The sequence below is a fragment of the Saccharibacillus kuerlensis DSM 22868 genome (assembly GCF_000378145.1).
Classification (GTDB): Bacteria; Bacillota; Bacilli; order Paenibacillales; family Paenibacillaceae; genus Saccharibacillus; species Saccharibacillus kuerlensis.
In genome coordinates this window covers 103,073-126,874 of record NZ_KB899284.1, presented here as the reverse complement: position 1 = coordinate 126,874, position 23,802 = coordinate 103,073, and the positions used below count along the sequence as shown (strand labels likewise).

The following is a 23,802-nucleotide window of genomic DNA, read 5'->3' as shown; positions in this document are numbered from 1 at the left end:
CCTATGTCTATATTCAATGAATTAATGCCTCAATATCAATTGATGCCCGATACATACCGCGGGATTCCGACTGCAGAAATGGAACACCGGGTTAGGGAAATCAAAAAGAAATACGGCGACGAACTGCTGATTCCGGGACACCATTATCAGCGCGATGAGGTCATTCAATTTGCCGATGTGACGGGAGACTCGCTGGAGCTCGCACGACTGGCGGCCGAGAACACTAAAGCGCGTCATATCGTATTCTGCGGTGTGCACTTTATGGCTGAGACCTGTGACATCTTGACCCAAGAGCACCAGCACGTCATCCTGCCCGACCAGCGGGCAGGATGCTCAATGGCGGACATGGCAAATATGGCCCAGACCGATGCGGCCTGGCGCCTGCTTACCGAAATGGTCGGCGACACGATTCTGCCGCTGACGTACGTCAATTCGACAGCCGAAATCAAAGCTTTTGTCGGGCGCCACGGCGGCGCTACCGTTACGTCGTCCAATGCCCGTCAAGTCATTGCCTGGGCGTTGAAGCAGCGCAAACGGATTCTGTTCCTGCCCGATCAGCATTTGGGACGCAATACCGCTTACGAGCTCGGCATTCCGCTGGACGAGATGGCCGTATGGGACCCTTACGCGCAGCGCCTGCTCACTGATAGAGATCCTGAAGAAATCCGGATCATCCTGTGGAAAGGCCACTGCTCCGTACACGAGAAATTCACGACCGGACAGATCGAGGAGATGAAACGGCAGGACCCTGAAATCCGCGTGATTGTGCATCCCGAATGTACCCACGATGTCGTGATCGCGGCGGACGATGCAGGTTCTACCAAATATATCATCGACCGAATCAAAGAAGCGCCTGCGGGCAGCAAATGGGCCGTCGGCACCGAGATGAACCTGGTCCGCCGCCTTGCGGCCAATCATCCGGACCAGCATATCGTCTCGCTTAATCCGGATCTGTGCCCATGCTTGACCATGAACCGGATCGATCTTCCGTATCTGCTCTGGTCGCTAGAATGCATCGATCGCGGCGAACCGACCGGAATTATCAAAGTTCCCGCACATATCACCGAAGATGCCAGAGCCGCGCTGGAGCGAATGTTCCAGCATATTTGAATATTGAATATCTGAGCCGCTTCGAATTTGGAGCTGTTCAAATGCAAATAACCTCACGGATAAACCGTGAGGATCAGACCGCCGCGATTATCGCCCGAGAGGGAGTAATCGCGGTTTTTAGGTATTTTAAGCTTCGACTGTTCATCCGGTCCATAATAGCAGACCTCGTATTTGCGGCCGCCGACGGTAGTCGAGATCGCCTTTTTCTCCTCCAACAGCTCCACATACTCTTCCAGTACCATATTGTTTTTTTCATCAGCACACTGTGCGGCAGACCGACGTAGCGAAAATGCCAGGGTTCGAACGAAATACCCGTGATTTCTGTCTTGTCGGCAGGATAGCGCAGCACGAATCCGTATCTTGCCGCATTCTCCTCCAGCCATTTGCCTTCGTCGGCTTCGCCCATTTTGCCTTCCGTCGAACCTACGTCCAGCGCCAGTCCCAGTTGATGCTCGCTCCGTCCGGGCGGCAGCGCGTAATCCGCACCTTTCTCCTTATACAGCTGGCCCTGTTCCGCCTGATCTCGATAACCGCTGCTGATCAGAAAATGCTCGACTCCGTCGGCTGCGGCCGCATCGAGCATCACAACGAATTTCAATGCCACACTCCGTGACAGACGAATGCTGCTGTCCAGCAGAGCTGCCCGGCCTGTCAGCTCGGGATGCCCAAACAGCTCGACGATATCAGGCTTCGTTCCCTGCGGACGTGCCGGGTAATCGCTGTTTACGAGCAGCAGATCGCCTTCATACCGCTCTTCTTCCGTCACCCGGAGAGCCTCTCTGCTGTTGCGCAGGGCGATCTCCTGAATTAAGCCATCCGCCAATTCGTAATGATCGCCGAGTACGCTCCTCTGATCCGCCAGTTTAAAGACAGCCGCTGCAACCAGAAGCGCGACGATTACCGTTATAACTCCCCATCTCTTCATCCCGCTTTTCATTCCGTTCTTCCTCCCCATCGCTCTCTTCTCCAAGTATAGAAGAAGCCGTTTAAGAAAAAGCGAGGCAAAGTTAAATTTTTCTTAAGTATGAAAATGGTTAGATTTTCCCGAAGGAAATTCACTTCAGTCCAACACAACAAAGCGGACCTGCAAGAACCTTTAATGTTTTTGAATATGTCAAAAAGCGTTCTAACGGAATGACGTTCCGTTAGAACGCTGCAGCATCAAGCACGGTTCAGAAAGCTGAGCGACCGATCTCCAGCACCTTATACAGCTCCGTTGGCAAGCGTACGTCTATCGCAAGCTTGCCGCAGGCATACCGAACCGTTCAGGCCGGAACGCCTGCTGCCACGGCTGCGGCGAACGGCCTTCCGCGCAGTCGGCCACCAGCTTCGCGGTGACAGGGCTGAGCAGAATGCCGTTGCGGTAGTGTCCCACCGCGAAGATCACCCGTTCCGCGCGTTCCAGCCGCCCGATTAGCGGGCGGCCGTCGAGCGTCGCCGGGCGCAGTCCGGCCCAGCGGTGGAACGGCTCCGCCTGCTCCAGCGCGGGCAGCAGCCGCTTGTTCCAGCGCAGCAGGCGCGAGATCCCGCGCTCGGTTACGCTTGTATCAAAGCCTGCGACATCTTCAGATGCGCCGCAGACCAGAGTCCCGTTTGTTTTCTGTACCAGATATCCTTGACTGCAGAACACCATATGCTTGACCGGCGTACGCTCTTCGCGCCATTCGTATGCACAGATCTGTCCGCGGATCGGCTGCACGGGAAGGCGAAGACCGAGCAGGTCTGACAGCCCGCCGGCCCAAGCCCCCGTACAGACGACCAGTCGATCGGCGCGAAACACGCCGTGACCGGATTTTACCGACGGCACTTCGCCGCTGTGATCCGCCGACTGCATATCGCTGCCGGACTCTGTCAGGCGTACCTCGATACCGTATTCCGCCGACCAAACCTCAATGCCTTGTTCCCATTCTACCGGCTCCACAGCGCCCAGCCGTTCGCGGATCACGACGCCGGCCTTCAGACAGGCCGTCTTGAGCGCTTCGACAAAGTCAGGCGCATAAACATGACTCTCTTCCGGCGTCCACAGCGCCGCTACAACCGAACTCGACAGCCCTGGCTCCGCCTTGAACAACTCTGCTCCGCGCAGAATCTTGCCGCTCGATCCATGCTGCCTCTGCCAATCCAGCCGGCCTTCCAGCGCCAGCAGATCCGCTTCATGGTAAGCAGCGTACAGACTGCCGCACTCTGTATACTCGAAGTCCTTGTCCGACATTTCCCGGACACGCCGCTGCCATTCCGGATAGAGCCCCAGGCTCTCCCGGCACAAGTGGAAAAACTCATCCGGCGACTCCGGGTTTTCCGAATATGGCGCCAGCATCCCGGCTGCGGCCCCTGAGGCCTGGCCGCCGCAGACACCGCTCTCCAGCAGCGTCACATCTCCTCCGCGCAGCCGCAGTTCCAGCGCGCATGATAGTCCGACAATTCCTCCGCCCAACACGATAAAAGAATCGTTCATCTCCTTGTCGCCTCCCTTGGCAGCCCAAGACTCTGTCTCTCATAGCCCTTATAGTCTTCAGTCAAACTTCGATTGCCGACCGATTATGCGGTTCCTGCTTAATTCGCCTCTATGCGGCTCAATCCGTTCACTCCACGATCAACGACTGCAAACCGCTGCTGGCGGAAGCATAGCGCTTCTTCGGCATCCTTCCGGACAGATGGGCCAACCGTCCGCCTTCGATCGCCAATCTCATCGCCAGTGCCATGCCAACGGGATCTTGGGCTTTGGCGACCGGCGTGTTCATCAGAATAGCGGATGCGCCGAGTTCCATCGCAAGTGCCGCATCGCTTGCCGTACCGAGTCCCGCATCGACGATAACCGGTACACTCGCTTCTTCGGCGATTAATCCGATGTTATAAGGATTCAGAATACCCAGCCCTGTCCCGATCGGTGCTCCGCCTGGCATAATTGCCGCCGCACCGGCTTCTTCCAACTTGCGGCAGATCACCGGATCGTCCGAAATATACGGCAGCACCGTGAATCCTTCCTTGACCAGGATTTCGGTCGCCCGCAGTGTCTCGATCGGATCGGGCAGCAGCGTGCGCTCGTCTGCGCTGATCTCTACCTTGATCCAGTCGCTCAGTCCCGATGCGCGGGCCAAGCGTGCGATACGAACTGCTTCTTCCGCCGTTCGGGAACCCGACGTATTCGGCAGAAACTGAAAAGCGCCCGGCTCCAGATGCTGCAGAATAGAATCGTCTTCCGCAGATTCCAGATCGACACGCCGAATGGCGAACGTCAGCACTTCCGCGCCGGAGGCGCGGATCGCTTCTGTCTGTACAAACGGGTTGGGAAACAATCCGGTGCCAAGGAAAAAGCGCGATGTCATTTCCAAATTTCCGATCCGCCAAGTATCTCTGGCTGTACCTGCATAAGTCTCGTTCGGCCAATCCGCCTTGGAGCTCATATTCCGATTCGTGTCCGTTTGCTTTTCGCTATTTCGATTTGCTTCAGACATAGGTTTAGCCCCCTCCCACAAAATGGACTAATTCGATATTCATGCCGGTTCTCACTTCCGTCGATGCCCACTGCTCCTCGGTCAATACCGCCCCGTCTACCTCGGCCACGACCGGTCTTCCCGCAAGACCCAGCTCTCTCACCACGTCCACCACCGTAGCCGCCTCTACCTCTCGCCTGCTTCCGTTAATGATCAGCTCCACCATTTGTTCACCCTTTCCCTTCCAATTTATCGATAAATGCCCGACAGGCGCCCGCCACGTCGTCGCTGCTGACGATCTCGCTGATTGCACATACCCGAGTGGCACCGGCTTCGATTACTTCGTCCACGTTGCCGAGCTTGATGCCCCCGATCGCGACAAACGGGATGGTAATCTGCCGAGAAACTTCGCGGATATAATCAAGTCCAACGGGATCGACCACGTCCGCCTTGGTCTGTGTAGCGTAGACCGGACCAGCTCCTATGTAATCCGCTCCCTGCTCCTGCGCCAGCAGCGCTTCTTCAATCGCGTGTGTAGAGATGCCGATGACCTTGTCCCCTACCCGGCGCCGCGCTTCTTCCAGCGGCAGATCACCTTGACCGAGATGAATACCGTCCGCATCCACTTCCAGCGCCAAGTCGACATCGTCGTTGACGATAAACGGAATATCATATTTGCGTGTCAGCTCTCGCAGCGCCTTGGCTTTGCGCAGACGATCTTCCCTTCCGCTCGTCTTATCGCGGTACTGTATAATATCCGCGCCTCCGATAATCGCCTGCTCCATCACTTCGACAAGTTCGCGACCGGGATGAAAATTTTCACCGGTGATCGCATACAATCTAAAATCGCGCATTACTGTCGTCCTCCTTTATATTGTCCTCAACTGCCGATATATTTGGCATAGACGGTTCGGGCTCGGGCCGGATCGTCCGTCCCCTGCACAAGTACGCGTCCATCTTCAAACAAAACGAGGCGTTCGCCTTCTGGCATTTCTGCCCGAATCAGATATGGGTTGGTCTTCAGACTGCGTGCAGCCGGCTCTAACCGCTTCCGCCAGAGCTCCAGATCGAACGGTTCATGTCCCGCGATCTGCACCGAATCCCGTCCGCACAGCGACAGCACCGTTTCCTCTTCACGATTGAGCGCCGGATAACGCTTCAATCCACAGCATGGACAATCCGGGCGCGGAGAGATCGGCTTCAGCGCGTGATGGTGATTATTCCATATATCGAACGACAGCAGCGTTTCCCTTCTCGCTTCACGATCTCCCACCAGAAACTTCAGCGCCTCGACCGCTTGATACGACGCGACGATATCGATGATCGGCGAGATCACACCTACCGTATCGCATGTTTCTCCGCCGGAATCCGCAGTCGGGATCAAGCAGCGCAGACAAGGCGTCTCCCCCGGCACGAAAATGGCGCTCATTCCCCGCGATCCGACCGCGCCGCCATATATAAACGGAATTCCTCCGCTGTAGCAGGCATCATTCAGAAGAAACCGGGTCTGGAAATTATCGGTCCCGTCCAGCACCAGATCGATGTCCTGCAGCAGACTGCCGATATTTCCAGGCGTCACGTCTGCGAAAACAGTCTCCAGCCTCACGGATGAGTTGATGCTGCGCAGCTTGCGCTCGGCTGCCGTCACCTTCGGAAGTGCCTGTATGGCATCTTCTTCGTCATAGAGCATCTGTCGCTGCAGATTGCTGCGCTCCACATAATCGCGGTCTGCCAAACGTACACGTCCAACACCGGCCCGAACCATATGATTCGCCAACACGGTACCGAGCGCGCCCATGCCAACGATACAAACGGAGCGCTCTGCTAGACGACTCTGTCCTTCCGATCCAATCGGCGCGAACAGCATCTGACGAGAATATCGTTCCCTATCATTTGTTTCTTCTTTAGTAGATGTTTCTTCTTCAATAGAGATTGTTTCGCGTACCGTGTTCCCACTGTCCGCAGCAGTCTCCCCCTGCTGATTCCATGCATTTTTCTGCATGATGCCCCTCCTCGTTCCAAGATCATGCCGGACGCTGGAACCGGAAAATCAATTCAAGCGATAAGTCGCAGCCGTCAATCTGCCGTTTGCTTCCCGCTCCCGAATCCTTTTCCTCGCGAATATACAAAAAAGCCATTCGAGAATACACGAATGGCTTGGACAATTCGAATGAGGTTCTCTACGCCAGCATTACCTGGATCAGATTAACGGTCCCGAGCACAAGGCTCCAATCTCAGCCGGACTTCATCCAGCACCCGCATTCTTATTTGATTTATTTTTAGCATAGCGAACCGCAGCGCAAATGGCAATGGTAACGTAAAACTCGGCATTCTTTTTGGGGCAAAGCCGGTTTTTCTATTTGTTTAGTTTGTCGAAACGTCGGTTTATTTAGAGAGTAATGTAGTTTTTCATAAGGCAGGCCTCTATAAACTGCTATTCCCCCCTAATTTTCGCTATAAAGATCCAAAATTCCCGATTTAATGTTCTCGCTTTTTTCTAAAGCTAGTTTCCTTTTCATTCATCCAATAAAAGCTTGACCATACCTGGGGGTGCTCTTTTGCTTAAAACAACTTATATCGACGTCATGGACGTCTTATCCGAGAAATTATATACTTCCGCTGCCCAAATTGTAGATACAGCCAGTAAAGTGATCCCTGCCAATACATTCTGTATCGCACTAAGCGACCACGACCAGACAAAGGTGCTCAATACAATCAACCGCAGCGCCGTGATTTTGCAGGAAGGATTAGTGATCGATCATACCGACTCTTACTGTCATCTTGTGACCGAAAATGGTCCCGGGCCGCTGGTGATCGATAGCAACCTGACTCACCCTTTGACCCGCGATATGAGCGTTACCTCGTTTATCGGCGGCTGTTCGTTTATGGGAGTACCCATCCGAACGAGCGATGGTGAAGTGTTCGGTTCGCTGTGCGCATTCGATCATAACTTCTACGCGTATCAGCCGGAAGATGTGGAACTGCTGATCTCGCTCGCTGCTTTTTTCGAAAACATGCTGGATCTGGATCAAACGTACCGAAGGTGGCGCAAGGCCGAGCAGGAACAGAAGAAAGCTATGGAAGGGAAAGCCAATCTACTGGCCATTCTCAGTCATGAGATTCGTACACCGATGAATGCCATTCTGAATATGGGGGAACTGCTGCAATCGTCCAAAGTGTCAGATACGCAAATGGAGTATCTGCGCATCATTCAGTCCAGCGGACGTTCGCTGATGACGATCCTGCATCAAATTTTGGACTACTCAAGATTGGATGCAGGCAAAATGGAAGTCGTATGCGAGCCGTTCTCTCTGAGAGGCTGTCTACTTGAAGTCACGCAGATGTTTAGAACCGAAGCTAATCTTAAAAAGATTGGACTGCACGCTAGCGTACCGCCAAGCATACCGGATCTTTGGATCGGGGACGAGAACAAAATTCGGCAAATCCTCGTCAACTTATTGTCTAATGCATTAAAATTTACGAATGAAGGAGAAGTGCAAGTCGAAGTCCGGATGTCTTGGGGCAGAGAAAGCGTTGTGCAGGTAGGCTTTACAGAAGATTCGGCGGCAGTCATCTCTTCTTGCGCTGCTAGAAATGAATTTTCTCCAGTACGTTCTGCGGCAGAAACGGCTTATTTAACGTTTGCTGTAAAAGATACGGGCCCCGGCATTGCCAAAGATAAACAGCCTATGCTGTTTCAAGCCTTTACCCAACTGCATACACCCGGTTACGTTAACCGCTACGGCGGCACCGGACTGGGCTTGTCGATCTGTAAACAGCTTGTCGTATTGATGAATGGAGAACTGAAGTTGGAGCACTCCTCGCCGGAAGGCAGCTCTTTCGTTTTTCATCTGCCAATGCTGCTGCCTGAGAGTGCTTGGGGAGATTGAAGAGACGCTTTTTCATTCAACTAAAGCATTTTCATTCAAAATTTATGATCAAATAGGCCTTTTCACATAAGTGAAAGGTCTATTTGTGTCGAATTCCAGTCATTTTCTCTTCAAATCCTTCAAATTTCGCCGATATAGTTAGCAATACTTTTTTTAAGGAGCGGACGAACTTTGCGTAAAAAACTGCAGCTGAAAATGAAATTGGGTACAAAAATAAATCTATTGTTTCTCGCCTGCATGATTCTATTTTCCGGTATTGTGGGAGTGATTGTACAAGATCAGGTAACTCGAGGCATCAAGGAATTTGCAGTCGAAAAAGCTAAAAATGATATGGCTTTGGCTTATCGCTATATCGACAGTGCCTACCCCGGAGAATGGTCCATCTCGGACGGCAAACTGTTCAAGGGCGAAACCGTTATAAACGACAACTTTGAACTGGTCGATACAATCGGCGAAGACAGCGGCGGTACGGTCACAATCTTCCAGGGAGATACCCGGGTTGCGACCAATGTTCAAATCAACGGCAACCGCGCCGTCGGTACGCAGGTATCGGACAAGGTGAAACAAATTGTGATCGATAGCGGACAACCGTATACCGGAGAAGCCAATGTAGCAGGTAATACGTATCAGGCTGCCTACATGCCGCTCCATGACGCGTCAGGAGCAGTCATTGGCATTTTCTACGTGGGAGCGCCGCAAAGCATTATCGACAGTATTCTCTCCAGCTTCTTCACGGTATTCCTAATTGCACTTGGCGTTATTCTGCTCTTATCCACTGCATTTGTTTTCCTCTTCACTTCACGAATCCGAAAGCGGCTTGGCGCCGTAACCGCTTCGCTGTATCAAGCCGGCGGCGGCGACTTTACCCATCAAGTAGACGATCGGGCGGGCGACGAAATTTCCAGCCTGGCCGGCAGCTTTAATACGATGACGGAAAGTTTGAGAAATACGTTCAATGAAGTCATCGAAACGTCCCATCAAGTAGCTTCCTCTTCCGAACAATTATCCGCCAGTGCGGATCAGACCAGCCAGGCGACGGAAACCATCGCTCAATCCATTCAAGACGTTGCAGTCGGTTCGGAACAGTCGGCACATCGCCTCAACGACAGTACATCTGTGCTTAGTGACGTCGCAGCAGGTATGCAGTCCATCTCAGGCAATGCCTCGGCTGTCCTGGACGTAAGCAGTCAAACAATCCGCAAAGCATCGGAAGGCGATCGTCTCGTCGACGATACCGTTCTTCAAATCCAAGAGATCGATCGTTCCGTTCACGAGAGCGGCAGGATTATTCAGATGCTGGACGATCGTTCGAAAGAAATCGAGGAAATCTCGCAGTTCATTTCGACGATCGCCGCGCAGACGAACCTGCTCGCACTGAATGCGGCGATCGAAGCGGCCAGAGCCGGCGAGCACGGCAGAGGCTTTGCGGTCGTTGCCGACGAAGTGCGCAAGCTGGCCGAACAGTCCCAGCAGTCCTCCTCACAGATCTCGGGCCTGATCCACGAAATTCAGAACGACATGGAGCATTCTACTCGTTCCATCGGACAGGTAGGCACGGAGGTGCAGGCCGGACTTGAAGCGATCAGACGGACACAAACGAACTTCAAGGAAATTCTCGAGCTGATGGGCAATCTGACAGGCCGTGTTGAAGTTATGTCCGGAGAAACAACCGAACTGTCTTCGCACGTGCAGCACGCTTCTTCGAATCTATCAGGCATTCTGCACATCGCGGACGAGACGTCCGACCATTCGCAGAACGTGGCTGCGGCAGCCGAGCAGCAGCTTGCTTCCATGCAGGAGATTTCTTCTTCCTCGGCAGCTTTGTCTCATCTCGCGGAAAATCTGCATGACGCCGTAAGCCGCTTCAAGATCTAAGGTCTTTTGCGCATAAAAACCATGGCTTCACATAGCAAAAAGAGCCCGTCCATAAGGACGGGCTTTTCATTTATCCAAGGGGGTGGATAAATCAATACGTTAGTTCTTACAGGCTGTCCAGCAGCGACTTCACGGAGCTGTCGCTTTCCAGTGCGCGGATGATCAGCGTGATCGCTTCGGCGCGGCTGGCTTCCTTTTTCGGTGCAAAGGAAGAAGATGAGGTTCCGTTCAGCAGACCAGCGGACGAAGCCTGGCTGATTGCGCCTGCTGCCCAGTAATCGCCGCTCACATCGCTAAAGTTAGCTGTTGTGCCGGTTGACAGCTCGTTCAGGTTGATGACACGGGCGATCATGACCGCCATCTCGGCGCGGGAGATCGTTCCGCTTGGCTTGAAGCTGCCGTCTTTGTAACCGGCCACTACACCCAGATCGGACAGTGCTGCAATGTAGCCGGAAGCCCAGTTGGAGCCGGTGTCGCGGAACGAAGCCGAAGATGAAGCCGGTTCGATTCCGAAAGCGCGGGCGATCATCGCCGTGAACTCGGCACGCGTAACCGACGCGTTCGGACGGAACGTTCCGTTTTCATAACCGCTCACGATACCGAGTTTGGTCGCTTTGACAACAGCGTCGCGGCTCCAGTGACCGGCGGACAGGTCGGAGAACGTCCGGCTTCCGTTTTGCGTGACGGCTGCGGCTTGAGTCAATGCCTGCAGCGTGATCGCCGGGTCCACTACGTTCGAACGGAACGGGCTGGTAGGCTGCGGAGCAGTTGGCGCCGGTGTTGGGATTACTGGTGTTGGTGCAGGTGTCGATACTGGTGTTGGTGCAGGTGTCGAAGGAGCAGGGGTTACGTAACCTCCCCCGCCGCTCGAAGGCGGATTCGACGTGCCTGGATTCGGCGTTCCAACCGTCGTATCAGCCACGGTCAGTACGATTCGGTCATTCCGGTAGTTCAGGCTTGCACTGTATCCGTTCGGCAGGCCGGTCGTTTCCAGTCTATCGAATGCGCCGACAGGAGTTCCCGCAGCATGAGTAATGACCGTAAAGTCGCCTGCTGCCGGTACATAGTTATTGGTGAAATTGACTTTCAGTGTGCCGCCGGCTTGTACACGGCCCTGTACTTCGAGCGTATCGCTCGGAGCAGATACGTTCAGTTCCAGCGTTCCGCCTGCCGACTGCGTGAAGTCGCCACCGATCGTCAGCTTGCCGCCATAAACACTCTTCGTTACCGTATCGCCACCGTAGACATTCTGTGTTACCGTACCGCCAACGTTATTTACGCTGCCAGTACCGAATGCAGTCGACGACATCGCTTCCAGCGTTCCGCCTACAATTTCTGTACCGCCCGAATACGTATTGTTTCCGGACAGTATCAGCTTGCCTGTGCCTTCTTTGATAAATTTCCCGTTGCCGGTAATATTGTTACGCCATAGGTCTTCGGCATAGAATCCACCTTTGGATGCATCCATCTCAACGGTTACATCATGATTGAAGGCACCGTAGCCGTTGGCCGCTTCAAACAAGTTCAGACGTCCCCAACCTTCTGGATCATCCAGCATCGGATAACCGGATGGAAGACCAGTTGTCTCCAACACAGCACGGCGCTGCTGGCTGGTCAGGTAAGGCAGACGAGTCTCCAGCAGTACTTCGGCGTCCTTCGGCACAACCATCGGTTTTGTTGTATCATCGATCGGTTGGAAACCGTAAGTCAAGCGCTCGATATATTCTCTTTTATTTTTCTCGTAATCGCTAAAGCGATCTTCTCCGCTGAGCGGCTCCTTAAGCAGAATATCATGTGCTTGCTCATACGCCTGCTGTTTGAGATCGGCGTTTGCCGGATCGGCCAGTGTAGCTGCAGCCAGCGCTGTTGCCAGCACACGTCCACCCATTACATCAAGCGGCGAGTGCATGCCGGACACAATGCGGGCATGGCCCATCTCCGAAGCACGGGTCAGCATTTCCTGATAACGTTCCGGTACGGCATAGGCAAACGACAGCGAAGCGAGGTACGAAGCGTTGGTGTGTCCGCTCGGGAAACCGCCGTCCTTTTCCGGTGTAGTACTGATTGCCGGAACCAGGGTTGGTATAACAATACGATTATCATTGTTACCTTCCTGCTGATTCACCCAGCGATAAGGGCGCATATATTGGAAGAAGTATTTCGATGGATTAGACGATGCATAATTGCCTCTTACCGTGCCCAACAAATCGACCATCTTGCCAAGCGGCGAATCGGAATCCCCGCCTTTGTTCGAACCTAATGTATCGTTATATTTTACTGTTGTCGCATCTTCCGCAACACCGGTGATCGAAGTTCTCGTATTGCTCAGCTCGCGATAAGCGTCGGCCAGCATTCCCAGACCTTCGGTTGCTCCGTATGTTTGTCCCCGGCGGTCAACCAGATAAGCCATTTCTTCATCGGCAGCCGTTCGAGTCTTTGCCAAGTCTACGACATACTGAATGTTGTACTCGTGTACGGCTTGAATCTTCGGCGTTCCGTTATTCCAAGAATACCCAGGCTCCCACAATTCCAGGAATTCCGACAGCAGGCGAAGTGCCGCATTCGTTTCAAGGGTCGGATTTTCAGATCGGTTCGTTGTATACGAATCGCTGAAGTATCCCCATGCCGGAACTGCCGGCAGTTGAACTTCATAAGTATCAGGCGCCGCAATTGCGGGATGGATCATAGCGGAATTGGAGAGAATGGCGAAGCCCAATGCAACAGCCATCATTTTTCTCAACGGTCTCTTTTTCACTTGTGATTGCTCCTCTTCGGTTTGGTATTCGCTTGCCTTTCGATTCGAATCGATGAAAATGTAGCATCCGCAGCCGAAATTGGGCAATGGAACGATTTCGCCTTAGTATCATTTTGGGAGGTTTTCGACCAAATTCGACCCAAATTCCGCAATTTAACATTCGCTTAACGAAACTCTTGAATAACGCTGCATTCCTGCTTGTATAATCCCGGCGGGGAGGGGAATGCGCGATGAAAAAATATCAATCCGTTTGGGCCCGCTTGGCCGTTTCATACTTATCCATTGTGCTTGTTATTGTCCTCTCGCTGTGTTCGGTATTTTACTTATATTCTTCCAATCGCTATATGGACGAGCTGCAGAATCGCAGTCAGACAAACTTGGCCAACACGGCACAAACGATCGACTCTGTTGTCCTGCAGCGGGTCCACCAGACTGCTCTAAAACTGGCGCTTGATAAGACTTCGGATCTGCGGCAGTTTCAGGATCATTCATGGGAAAGTCAGCCGGCGCGTCTGCTGGAACTGCAGGAGCTGCTGACATCGGAAGTGGCGGGAAATCCGAACTTGATCGAAGCCATTCATTTATATGATCCTCGCAGCGGTGCTATGCTGTCTTCACAATACGGACTGGTCGATCAAATGGACCGGGCAGCGAATGATTCGCCCCCGGCCGATTGGATCGAAAAAATGAAGACTCTTCCGCAGAGCAGCCTATGGACGGCATCCAGACTCGTGCCCGAAGATATCTTCTCCAATATTCCCGGCGGTAACGGACATATGCTGATGACGTACGCACACAGCTATCCTTTCCAATCTTCGGGTGCGGACAGTGATCTGATTCTTGCAATTGATGTCAAGGAAGACGCAATCCGGGAAATTCTGCGCAATATGATGCCTTTTCAATATGAAGAAACATGGACGCTGGGTACCTCGGGAGACATGGTGATTGGCCCGGCCGCCCAAATATTTGGAACGTCTCAAGAGGCCGGATCACCGGCTGTCGACGACCTTGCCTCTTTTATGGGCACATCGAATCTTCCGACAGAACCGGGCATCACCGGCGGCCGAACGGACAGCGAATACTATACGATCTTCTATGAACAGCTGCCGACGACCGGCTGGATGCTCTACAGCGCTATGCCGCACAGCTTTTTTCAGGAACAATCATTGACCGTACAGCGAATCGTGCTCGTTATCAGTGCACTGGCTCTCCTGATTGGACTGCTGCTGTCAGGCGTAATGACCAAGCTGATCTACAGCCCGCTCAAAGCGATTGTCGTCCGCATCCGGCATCTCGCCGGTCAGCCGACAGAATCCGCCAATGAGTATGGTCTGATTGATACGGCATTGAGCAGTCTGAGCCGTAAAGTGACTACCCTTGAAGAGACGCTTCAGGAGACGGGACCGCTCGTCAAGCGCAGTCTGATGCTGAAGCTGCTTGAAGGCGATCCGGCAGAAAAGTCGCCCAAAGAACGCCTGCTGCTGTCCAGCCTGTTCGGCGAATCCGGGAGCTTCCGCTGTATGCTGCTGCAGCCGATCCGTGCATCTCTGCCTGCCTCGGAAGCCCATCAGAAAACGCCTGAACAGATCGCCTCGCTGCTGGAGCAGATCGATCTGCAGGGAGTTCTGATTGTGGCCGAAGAAATGCCGGATCAAAAAGTCGCGGCAATTATCGTCCGGCATTTCAGCAAAGACATTGTTAAGTCTTCTAATGAGACTTCCATTGATTCCTCTAATCAGGTTTCTAATCAGGCTTCCAATAAGACTTCCAACGAAGAGATGCGGGCGCTTGCCCAGTATGTTCAAGAAGAATGCGAACGTCAGCTAAATATTAAGATGCAGCTCTCTTGGGGAATCGAAGTGAGCCGGCCGGAGGAGCTGCATCTCAGCTGCGGCGAGGCCGAAAGCTATATGAAATATGCTTATTTCCTGCCGGAATGCGCCATTCTGCACGATCCGGCACTGCTGCGGCGCGAAGGCAGCCAGGAGGAGATTCCGCAGCCGATTCTATCCAGATTCAAGGACAAGCTGCCGGGCCGGCAGTTCGAAGAAATCGTCGAAGCTGTCGACGGACTGATCGAAGTCATACGGGAAGGCGAATATCCGGCGGATTACTGCCATTTCATTCTGTCCAATACGGTGTTCATGTATTCGGATCATCTGAAAAGTGTTCGTTACAGACATTCCAGCGGCGGGCATCCCGATCTGCATCGGCAGTATATCGGACTGGCGCACATCGATGAATTCCGCAATTGGCTGCTGAATTCGGTGAGTCATTTCTTGGCGGAGACCGAGAAAAGAAACGGCGAGCGATCATTGGATACTCTGGAATCGGCCAAAGCGTATATTGAAGAGCATCTGTCCGGCGATCTGTCGCTCGAAGCGGTATCTTCCAGCGTCTTTATCAGCGCGAAGTATTTGAGCCGTTTATTCAAGGAAGAGCTGGGCGTTACCTATACGGAATATGTGACCGGAAGACGCATGGAATCGGCAAAAATTCTGATCGAGCGCGGCGGCATGACTATCGAGCAGATTGCCGGTGCCGTCGGCTATGCAACGCCGGCGTATTTTATCAAAAAGTTTAAGGAAGCGTATGGCTGTACACCGGGGAATTACCTGAGAGAGAGCCTCAAACAGGCGAAGTCGTCTTAAGCGAAGAATCGGACAGAAGTACACAGCAAACAAATCAGGGGAGGCTTTCGATGAAAAAGAAGGTTTTGCGGCGCTTTGTCGGGATTGTTCTAAGTTCAGCTGCGATGATCGGGCTGTCCGGCTGCGAAGCTTATTCAGGTCTTTCTTTTTCCGCCAAACATTCCTCTCCTCCTTCGGCTTCCAGCAGTCCCGAATACAAGATTTCCTGGACGATGCATCAGAACCTTGCCGTTCCCGAAGATGCGGAGATGCTGCGTTACGTGGAGGAGAAGCACAACGTTGATCTGAATATCTGGAATCTGGAAAACAACCGCTACGAATCGCTGCTTGATCTGAAGCTGGCCCAGGAAGGCGCTCCCGATCTGCTGCGTATTCGTCAGCCGCAGGATCTGCTGAAATATCAGCAGCAGGGACTGCTTGCGGAGATTTCCGAGGAGACACTGAATCGTTACGCCCCCAACCTGATGAACGCCATTCGTCAGTATGCACCGGATTACGCGAATTACGGCAGGATTGACGGCAAAACTTACGGCATTCCGGTCATAAATCCGACCAATACTTACCGGATTCCTGTCGTATACCGTCAGGACTGGCTGGATAAGCTGGGATTGGATGTGCCGCAGACGCTGGAGGAATTCGAGAAGGTAATCTATGCGTTTGCGAATGAAGATCCCGACGGCAATGGAATAAAGGATACATACGGACTGTCGCTGGAAGGCATGAACGTCGTATTCGGCGCTTACGGTCAGGTGGTGTTTGCGGATCAGCTGTATTTTAGCGAACAGAATGGACAGCTAGTAGTAGGGGCTCTGCAGCCGGAGATGAAGGAAGCGCTGAACGTTTTGCGGAAGTGGTATGCCGATGGCGTGATCGATCCCGAGTTCATCACCGGGGAAAATAAAGGCGGGTACAAACATCTGTCGCACGCTTTTATCAACGGCCGAATCGGCATGACCTCGATGGGCAACTATTATCACTGGATCGACGACAACGACTATGACGCATGGACCACGGACGAGCGCGGCGTTATCATCGAAAAGCCGGTAGAAGCTTCCTATAACGTGAAAGAGCTTAAGGCCAAAAATCCGGAAGCGGATGTCGTGTTCGGTCGTCCATTCAGCGGTCCGGAAGGTCTGCGGGGTTCCAAAGCATACGATAAGTTGATGAGTTTCACGGCAATCGGAGCCAATGTAACCAAAGAGCCGGGCAAGCTGGAGAAGATACTGCAGATTCTCGACGATGTCAGTGCCAATCTGGATCTCGACGAACGGGCAGCGTTGAAAAACGGCATTATCGGCAAGCACTGGAAATGGGCGGACTCATCGAAAGAAAATATCGTCGTGCTGCCTCCTTACAATCAAGATTCGAATTACTTGAACACGATCGGAGCCAATATCGGCATGATGGTGCCTTACCCGCCAACCAGCCGCCGCGAGCAGTGGGCCGCTACGCTCGGGCTGGACCGGGACGGGATCTATAATGCGTTGGAAGGGTCGACTCCTTCACTCGTCAAAAACGGTCCCGAGCTGATCAAGCTGCGGAACCGCGCTTATATCTCGTTTATTACGGGAGAACGATCGCTCGAAGAATTCGATAACTTTGTGCAGGAATTTATGCAGGCCGGCGGGACAGAGGTGCTGGCAGAGGCGAACGGGAAATAGATTAGGTTAAAATAAAGGCTTCGCTCTCTACCGCGCTCCAGGATCACACTGTCAGATCGCCCGGTAAATCCGGATGTCGACTCCCGCTTCCGCTGGCAGACCTTCGCCGATCAGCAGATCTTGATTTAGAAAAGATAAGGCTTTGCTGTTGGTAATGATCTTGGGCGTGGTGCGAAAAGCGGCGCTCTTCAGCTCCTTGTTCATATTTCCGTTATTCTCGATGTAGATCTCACAGGGCTGGCCGGTATAATCTTTTCCCCGTAGCATGTACCTAGCCGACAAGCTGTGTCGTTCGCCGGATGATCCGATGATCTGCGTGTCCACGCCTCCGTCTAGTATGATCCCTTCGAAATACTTGCCCGTCGCGTGTCCTGTAAACGAGATCATCACAACAGAGTCTCCGCTGTCATTGTGCAGGCTGACCGTGTCTATAATCGCTACATGTACCGTGAGCACTTCTTCCCACTCCATCTGCCCTGCCCCCTATTCGGTCTCATGTTGGAAAGGAAGCGGTTCTGCCATCGGCCGATTCAGATGAGCCGACAGAAACTTTGCCGTAATATCGAGCACTTGAGGACTCCATATGCCTGTTCCATGATCCGCTCCGACCACTTTGTAAAAGAGGACGTTCTGATCGTGTTCCTTCAGCGCCTTGTACATTTCGATGCTTTGGCTCACGTGCACAATCCGGTCGCTGTCGCCATGCACAATCAGGAACGGCGGAAGCTTTCGGTCCAGATCGTGGTGCAGCGGGCTGGCCTCTTTTGCCAATTCCACATGATCTTGAACCCGTCCTCCAATAAACAATCCTTCCGGAGAATCGGCGGCATCATGATCGAGAATATCATTGTATTTGCCCAAGCTGAGCAGATCAGAAACGCCGTAGTAATCAACGACCGCCAACACTTCGTCCGACTGCTCCCCATACAACCCGTTGTTATACTCGCCTATCGTAAGCCCTGTCATGAGAGACAGATGTCCGCCGGATGAATCTCCCCACACTGCTGCACGTCTAGGATCGACTCCGTATTCTTCCGCATTTTTTCGCATAAATCGAAGAGCGCATTTCACATCCTCCACCGCCGCCGGAAATTGTGCAATATCCGTGTCCCGGATCTCTACGCTGGCGATCACATACCCTTTGGCCGCGATCTGCGAGAGGTTCGGAATTCCGGTGTATACGTTTTGTTTTCTCCAAGCCGAACCCTGAATAAAAATGATCAAGGGGAACTTGTATCCTTCCCGGTGAGGCTGGATAATCTGCAGCCTTCTGTCGACGCCTTCATACGTGGCATACACGACGTCAGGATGGTACGTGCAGGAATAATAAGTGCCGGCTTCGGCAAAATCACCATATAGAATCTGAGTACCTTCAGGCATTTCGCGCGCTGCCCGGTCTGCTGCTTGCTGGTTCATCGTATCCACTCCTTGTTCGTTGGTTAATGCGGCGGTGCTGCCAAGGGCGACGTCAATATTGATGTTAATGCCAATGTTGACGTCGATTCCGAGGTGCTGAATTCATGATGTTTATGTAACCGCTTAATTTTAGTTTACTCCTTTCAGATTACAAGCTCCAACTTCTCATCGAAAAGTACGAACTCCCTCTATATATCCGTAAAAGACTCTTCCCCTTATCGGAGAAGAGTCTTTTCAATTTCCATACTCCTCTTAATATAACAGCCGCCACAAATAAAACGTCGCGTAAGACTCCCAGAGTGTCCATCCTGCAGACAGCTCCAAAATCCGCTCCTTGCTCGGCTTGGCATCAAGGCCCAGCACGTGCTTGATCGAGAGATGCAGCCCTACATCGTCGATCGGAAAAGCGTCCGGCATTCGCAGACAGCGCATCAGCACGTAATGGGCAGTCCATGGTCCAATGCCGCGAATGTTGATCAGCATTTTTTCGGCCTGCTTCACGCTGCCTGCTTGCAAAAGCTGCTCTTTAGTCAAGCCTCCACCTGCGATCAATCTTGCCGTGTCAACCAGATACTCGCACTTTTTCCCAGTCGTCATTCCGGCAGCCGACAAATCTGCAGCCGTCAACGGGGCAATACGTTCGGCGGTCGGGAACAGCCAATACGTCTCCCCCTCGCGCACGATCGACCGGCCAAAGTTCTCAACGAACCTTCTTTTTAACGTATAGGCGAAGCCCAGATTGATCTGCTGCCCGAGAATGCCCCAGCAGATCGCTTCGTACAGATCGGGAATGCCCATATTGCGAAGCCCATAGAAAGATTCGACTGCCTGCTTCAGCAGGGGATCATTCTGTGCCATCTCGTAAAATGGAGCCAGGTCGGTGCCGAGATCGAACCAATCGTGCACGTACCGGGCGACGCCTTCGCGCAGTTCAGGGGAGTCGGTGTCGGGTTCTTCAATGAAGACGATGCGCAGATGAGTGCCGTCTTCATCACTGATTTCGACCACGGTATCCCGGTCACCGACAGCGATGGCTTTATAAATTTTCCCGCTCCGCAGTGTGTACAAGGCTTCGTTGGTGGCGGTCGAAAGATGGTTATAGTTTTCGGCAAAGCTGAACTCGGCCGGAACCGGGAGAAGAATATCGGAGCCGTCGTTGTGCCAAAAAGTGATTTCTGCAGCTGTTTGCATAAGATAAGCGGCCTCCGTTTCGATGTGGGATCGTAGATGATGCAAGTCATCCAAGTATTAACCATCCCAGCGCAAAACAGTGCAGATTACAGCTTATTGCGAACTGCCAAAGTCGGTCCCTTTTACAGCGGTCAGCGGCTCACGATCAGACTTGCGCCGATCTCGGGCATTTCTTCCCTCCATATTAACCCCTTTGAAAATGAGCCACAGTGGAAATGCGATTTCAAATACAGCTCCCGGAATGTACAGAAGCGCTCCCGCATCCCGTCCAATAAGACTCAGACAGCTGCTTGTCAGCAGTGACGCATAGCCTATGAAGCCGAAGATCGACAGCAGCCGGGGAATCAGCCTGAACCGGTATAGCACGACGCACAGCAGAAAGCTGCCTAATGCCAGCACAACCATGCCTATCTGGAAAAACACGGAGTAACTTTGCACCAATAAATCTGCTGTCGTCACCATGTATCCCTGATCACTGGCGCTGGCCGAGCCGTAACTGCCGCTTAACGCAATCAGCAGCAGCGGAACGGCCGCACTTATAATCAGCAGAATAGCTTCCAAGAGCCTGAATCCGAAGTAGCCCAGCGCAAAAACTTCGTTATGCTTTTTCAAGATCGGGTACAGCAGCATGGCAATCGCCACGACTGCTGCGGCATTAACCAGCTCCAGGAAAAATCCGGGCAGCATATTCGCATCACCCGCCTGCAGGCTCGCAAGCAGATCATTTTGCTTCAGCACGGGACCCAGAAGTCCATTTCCGATCAAATAAGAGGCCGTTGATATGAAAAACAATATTCCTGCCGTTCTTGCCGTCTTGTTCATCGTCATAAGCGCTATCTCCTTTTCGTTGATTTACAAGGAGTATAGCCTGAACAAGATGAGCTCCAGTAGACACTTTAGTGGGGTTTGGAAGTGTGGGGTTTAGGAGTGTCCGAGAGCACATTCAATTGTTTGGCGCGCGCGATCGCTTCCGTACGCCGCTGCACCTGTAATTTTTCGAAAATTCTGCGGTTATGGCCTTTGACCGTATCAAGGGACAGAAAGAGCCGTTCACCAATTTCCCGGTTCGACAGCCCTTCGGCAATCAGCTGCAGCACTTCATATTCCCGCGGACTGAGCAGCGTGTTTTTTCGATCACGCTGCTCCAAGCGCTCCAGGCCGATCTGCGCCTCCCGTACAGCAGGAAGCGGCAGATTGCCGGCCAGCTTCAGTGCTTCCCGATACCGCTCTCCTGCGGCATTGACCTTATCTTCCGCTTCGTCCAACTGACCCAACCCGATCAAAGCTACGACTGCCAGCAGCGGCTGATCCATAATGGTACTGTTGACGACAACTTCATCGAAAGCTTCGCGAGCAGCGGCAGAATCGCCGCTTAGCTGACAGGCGACGCCCAGCATCCAAGCGGCAGCCGTCCGGATCGGAAGCTGCTCCGGGCGAAGGTACAGGAGTGCCCGGCGGCACTGGAGAATGACCTGCTCCGCAGTCTGCCGTCCGTGCGGGGCAGTCGATCCGGCCAACGCGATCCGACCGACCAATCCGTCGGTCTTGTCGTCGATTCCGCCGTCCTGCAGGGCGGCTTCGGCTTCCCGCAGCTTTACTTCGAGGCGCTCCGAGCCGCCACCCGCACCGCCGCCCAGCGCAAGCGAAGCCAGTGTCGCACGGGTCGCGGCGATCAATCCGGTCAGACCGGCAGCACGCTCGCCTTGTTCCGTGCCGGCCAAGATGGATTCCGCCGCTTGAAGCTTGTCTTCGACGCCTGTCGGCCTGCCCGACATCAAGAGCGACGAGCCGTACATGACCCACAGCGCGGGCCGCGCGTTCAGTTCTTGGGCAGGCAGACCCTCCAGCCATTTTAGTGCAGCGCCCCCGGCTCCCCGAAGATGCAGCGGCATACCGCCGCCTTCCAGCAGATGTGCGGCGCGTTCGATATCGCGGGACTGAGAAGCATGGCGAAAAGCTTCGATCTCGCCGCCGTTTTGCTCGTGCCAGAAGCTCGCCCGTTCGTGCAGCTCTGCCACCTCGCTTTTCGCGGTACTTTCCAGCAGCCTTTTGCGCAGCAGGTCGGCGAACAAATGGTGATACCGATACCATTTCCGCTCATTGTCCAGCGGTACGATAAATAGATTCTGCGCATTCAGGTCGATCAATACTTCATGACCGCAAACCGAAGAATCATGCACAACCGCATCACAGAGAGGCCCGCACAGCCGGTCGAGAATCGAGGTCCGCAGCAGAAAATTCCGGACCGCCTGGGGCTGCTGCCGCAGCACTTCCTCCATCAAATAATCCAGCACAAAACGATGATCCCCCGTAAAAGACTCGATCAGCCGATCGGTGTCTTCCTCTCCCTGAATCGAGATCGCAGCCAGATGCAGCCCTGCAATCCAACCTTCCGTACGCGATTCCAGGACAGACACCTGCTTCGCAGACAGATTAAGAGCCATGCTTTCATTCAGGAAAAGCTCGGCTTCGGAAGAGGTGAATTTCAGATCGGCTGCATACAGTTCGGTCAGCTGATCCCGAACCCGAAATTTGGCCAGCGGAATATCCGGGCTTTCCCGAGTAGTAATCACAATATGTATCCGTGGGGGAAGATGAGTGATGAGGAAGAACAAAACGTCATTGATCTCCTTAACATTCACCGCATGGTAATCGTCCAATACCAGTATGAAAGGCACCGATATCGCGGCAATCTCGTTAAGAAGGACGGTCAGAATCGACTCGATTGGCGGCGGCTGAGGAGATTGAAGCGCAGCGAGCAGATTCTGCCCCAACCCTTCTCCAAGCGTCTGGAGCGAAGAGATAAGCCCTGTCAGAAAGCGTATCGGGTCTCCGTCTTCTTCTTCGAGCGACAGCCAAGCGGCTTCCCGTTCGCAGCTTTCGAGCCACTCGCACACCAACGTCGTTTTCCCATAGCCGGCAGGCGCAGCAATCAATGTCAACTTGCGGTATATTCCTCTATTCAGCCTTTCCGTCAAACGACGGCGAAGCACCGCATGCGGCCGAAGCGCAGGGATATACAGTTTGGTGGCCATGATCGGTGCGGTCATTACGTTGTCCCCCTGTGCGTCCATTCTTATTTTCTTATTCGAAATCCTTTTACAATCAACCAGATCGCCAAGCTCATCTCATAGAGACCGACGGGCAGCGCAATCAATCCTTTCACCGCCGAATAAGGCCCGATGATCGCGAACATTTGCAGCATCCCTGCCGTGAATACCATCACCGCCGTAACCATGCCGAAAGCGGCCAGCGGTTTGGGCACAAGACCCGTTCGGAAAAGCAGATAACTGTACAAGCTTGTATTGAGACCCAGCATGAGATTGGGCCCCAACACAGCCGTCCAATCATAAACCGCCTGCAGCAGCTGTCCTATAGGCTCTAGGTTGGGATTTCCTGCCGGAATAGCCGGATTGTCATTCGTACTCAGGTGCAGCAATCCCAATATGCTTACAATACCGATTCCGATAAAAACAGCTTCCATGAATCGAAAACAAAGATAACCGAGAGCCAGGTGTTCATTCCACTGCCGAACATAAGGAAACAGCATGACTGCCGTACCGACAACCGTCGCCACGAGCAGCAGATCGCTCACGACCCCGATCAAGATTTTTGTTTCCGTTCCGTCTACTATATTCAACTGCCAATGTTCTGACAAGATGGGTCCGTACAGAATCACCGCCGCAATCGACGCTGCCGCGGCAATGATATAGAAAACACCCAGTATCCTTGCATTTCTGCGATCTTCCTTCATTTCCTTCTTCCCCTTTCGCTTTACCCTTATAACGATAAACAAGTGATATACTTAGAACAAAATGA

Annotated in this window: 18 protein-coding genes; 5 read left to right on the top strand and 13 right to left on the bottom strand. The window is 53.1% G+C overall.

All coding sequences use genetic code 11. The features are described 5' to 3' along the window. The first annotated feature begins 3 nt into the window (after positions 1-3). Complete coding sequence (nadA, locus tag F456_RS0110795) at positions 4-1,110, top strand: quinolinate synthase NadA (RefSeq protein WP_026293812.1); 1,107 nt, start codon at positions 4-6, stop codon at positions 1,108-1,110. 73 nt (positions 1,111-1,183) lie between these two features. Here the strand turns inward: nadA and F456_RS22345 are convergent, their stop codons facing one another. From F456_RS22345 to F456_RS0110765, 6 genes are all read right to left on the bottom strand, one after another. Then, entirely contained in the window at positions 1,184-2,047 is an 864-nt protein-coding gene (locus F456_RS22345; protein ID WP_051086730.1) for a M15 family metallopeptidase, read from the bottom strand. Between the two features lie 294 nt (positions 2,048-2,341). Then, positions 2,342-3,565, bottom strand: coding sequence for an FAD-dependent oxidoreductase (locus F456_RS0110785; RefSeq protein ID WP_018977040.1), 1,224 nt, complete (start codon positions 3,563-3,565; stop codon positions 2,342-2,344). Positions 3,566-3,692: 127 nt separating this feature from the next. Then, positions 3,693-4,565, bottom strand: coding sequence for a thiazole synthase (locus tag F456_RS0110780; protein WP_018977039.1), 873 nt, complete (start codon positions 4,563-4,565; stop codon positions 3,693-3,695). Positions 4,566-4,569: 4 nt separating this feature from the next. Beyond that, entirely contained in the window at positions 4,570-4,770 is a 201-nt protein-coding gene (gene thiS, locus F456_RS0110775; protein ID WP_018977038.1) for a sulfur carrier protein ThiS, read from the bottom strand. A gap of 4 nt (positions 4,771-4,774) precedes the next feature. Next, positions 4,775-5,398 carry a thiamine phosphate synthase gene (gene thiE / locus F456_RS0110770; protein WP_018977037.1) on the bottom strand — a complete coding sequence of 208 codons (624 nt, stop codon included), beginning with the start codon at positions 5,396-5,398 and terminating at the stop codon, positions 4,775-4,777. Between the two features lie 26 nt (positions 5,399-5,424). Further along, complete coding sequence (locus tag F456_RS0110765; protein ID WP_018977036.1) at positions 5,425-6,546, bottom strand: ThiF family adenylyltransferase; 1,122 nt, start codon at positions 6,544-6,546, stop codon at positions 5,425-5,427. Between the two features lie 556 nt (positions 6,547-7,102). Between F456_RS0110765 and F456_RS0110755 the strand changes: the two genes are divergently transcribed. Then, positions 7,103-8,434, top strand: coding sequence for a sensor histidine kinase (locus F456_RS0110755; protein WP_018977034.1), 1,332 nt, complete (start codon positions 7,103-7,105; stop codon positions 8,432-8,434). A gap of 171 nt (positions 8,435-8,605) precedes the next feature. Next, positions 8,606-10,309, top strand: a complete 1,704-nt coding sequence (locus tag F456_RS0110750; protein WP_018977033.1) for a methyl-accepting chemotaxis protein — start codon at positions 8,606-8,608, stop codon at positions 10,307-10,309. Between the two features lie 106 nt (positions 10,310-10,415). On the opposite strand, the gene F456_RS0110745 is transcribed toward F456_RS0110750, so the two are convergent. Continuing rightward, a complete protein-coding gene (locus F456_RS0110745) occupies positions 10,416-13,064 on the bottom strand; it encodes an S-layer homology domain-containing protein (protein ID WP_040925163.1) in 2,649 nt (882 codons plus the stop codon). Positions 13,065-13,294: 230 nt separating this feature from the next. On the opposite strand from F456_RS0110745, the gene F456_RS0110740 reads away from it, so the two are divergent. Both F456_RS0110740 and F456_RS0110735 read left to right on the top strand, forming a co-directional pair. Then, the gene (locus F456_RS0110740) at positions 13,295-15,715 is read left to right on the top strand and encodes a helix-turn-helix transcriptional regulator (protein ID WP_018977031.1); all 2,421 of its coding nucleotides are present in this window, start codon (positions 13,295-13,297) and stop codon (positions 15,713-15,715) included. A gap of 50 nt (positions 15,716-15,765) precedes the next feature. Continuing rightward, positions 15,766-17,376, top strand: coding sequence for an extracellular solute-binding protein (locus tag F456_RS0110735; RefSeq protein WP_018977030.1), 1,611 nt, complete (start codon positions 15,766-15,768; stop codon positions 17,374-17,376). Positions 17,377-17,427: 51 nt separating this feature from the next. Here F456_RS0110735 and F456_RS0110730 read toward each other — a convergent pair whose 3' ends face one another. The 6 genes from F456_RS0110730 to F456_RS0110705 form a co-directional block, all read right to left on the bottom strand. Then, entirely contained in the window at positions 17,428-17,847 is a 420-nt protein-coding gene (locus tag F456_RS0110730; protein WP_018977029.1) for a DUF3237 family protein, read from the bottom strand. Positions 17,848-17,859: 12 nt separating this feature from the next. Further along, positions 17,860-18,792, bottom strand: a complete 933-nt coding sequence (locus F456_RS0110725; RefSeq protein ID WP_018977028.1) for an alpha/beta hydrolase — start codon at positions 18,790-18,792, stop codon at positions 17,860-17,862. A gap of 252 nt (positions 18,793-19,044) precedes the next feature. Further along, complete coding sequence (locus F456_RS0110720; protein WP_018977027.1) at positions 19,045-19,983, bottom strand: DNA-3-methyladenine glycosylase family protein; 939 nt, start codon at positions 19,981-19,983, stop codon at positions 19,045-19,047. A gap of 93 nt (positions 19,984-20,076) precedes the next feature. Then, positions 20,077-20,811: a DUF4386 domain-containing protein gene (locus F456_RS0110715; RefSeq protein ID WP_018977026.1), complete on the bottom strand. Its 735-nt coding sequence runs from the start codon at positions 20,809-20,811 to the stop codon at positions 20,077-20,079. A gap of 68 nt (positions 20,812-20,879) precedes the next feature. Then, positions 20,880-23,033, bottom strand: a complete 2,154-nt coding sequence (locus tag F456_RS22340) for a winged helix-turn-helix domain-containing protein (RefSeq protein WP_018977025.1) — start codon at positions 23,031-23,033, stop codon at positions 20,880-20,882. Positions 23,034-23,059: 26 nt separating this feature from the next. Next, entirely contained in the window at positions 23,060-23,737 is a 678-nt protein-coding gene (locus F456_RS0110705) for a DUF4386 domain-containing protein (protein WP_018977024.1), read from the bottom strand. Positions 23,738-23,802 lie beyond the last annotated feature (65 nt).

Excerpts from the sequence above, each read along its gene's own strand:
- F456_RS0110740 (WP_018977031.1), top strand. The coding sequence starts at position 13,295 with ATGAAAAAATATCAATCCGTTTGGGCCCGCTTGGCCGTTTCATACTTA.
- nadA (WP_026293812.1), top strand. The coding sequence starts at position 4 with ATGTCTATATTCAATGAATTAATGCCTCAATATCAATTGATGCCCGAT.
- F456_RS0110735 (WP_018977030.1), top strand. The coding sequence starts at position 15,766 with ATGAAAAAGAAGGTTTTGCGGCGCTTTGTCGGGATTGTTCTAAGTTCA.
- F456_RS0110730 (WP_018977029.1), bottom strand. The coding sequence starts at position 17,847 with ATGGAGTGGGAAGAAGTGCTCACGGTACATGTAGCGATTATAGACACG.
- F456_RS0110705 (WP_018977024.1), bottom strand. The coding sequence starts at position 23,737 with ATGAAGGAAGATCGCAGAAATGCAAGGATACTGGGTGTTTTCTATATC.
- F456_RS0110720 (WP_018977027.1), bottom strand. The coding sequence starts at position 19,983 with ATGCAAACAGCTGCAGAAATCACTTTTTGGCACAACGACGGCTCCGAT.
- thiE (WP_018977037.1), bottom strand. The coding sequence starts at position 5,398 with ATGCGCGATTTTAGATTGTATGCGATCACCGGTGAAAATTTTCATCCC.
- thiS (WP_018977038.1), bottom strand. The coding sequence starts at position 4,770 with ATGGTGGAGCTGATCATTAACGGAAGCAGGCGAGAGGTAGAGGCGGCT.
- F456_RS0110765 (WP_018977036.1), bottom strand. The coding sequence starts at position 6,546 with ATGCAGAAAAATGCATGGAATCAGCAGGGGGAGACTGCTGCGGACAGT.
- F456_RS22345 (WP_051086730.1), bottom strand. The coding sequence starts at position 2,047 with ATGAAAAGCGGGATGAAGAGATGGGGAGTTATAACGGTAATCGTCGCG.
- F456_RS0110785 (WP_018977040.1), bottom strand. The coding sequence starts at position 3,565 with ATGAACGATTCTTTTATCGTGTTGGGCGGAGGAATTGTCGGACTATCA.
- F456_RS0110715 (WP_018977026.1), bottom strand. The coding sequence starts at position 20,811 with ATGACGATGAACAAGACGGCAAGAACGGCAGGAATATTGTTTTTCATA.
- F456_RS0110725 (WP_018977028.1), bottom strand. The coding sequence starts at position 18,792 with ATGAACCAGCAAGCAGCAGACCGGGCAGCGCGCGAAATGCCTGAAGGT.
- F456_RS22340 (WP_018977025.1), bottom strand. The coding sequence starts at position 23,033 with ATGACCGCACCGATCATGGCCACCAAACTGTATATCCCTGCGCTTCGG.
- F456_RS0110780 (WP_018977039.1), bottom strand. The coding sequence starts at position 4,565 with ATGTCTGAAGCAAATCGAAATAGCGAAAAGCAAACGGACACGAATCGG.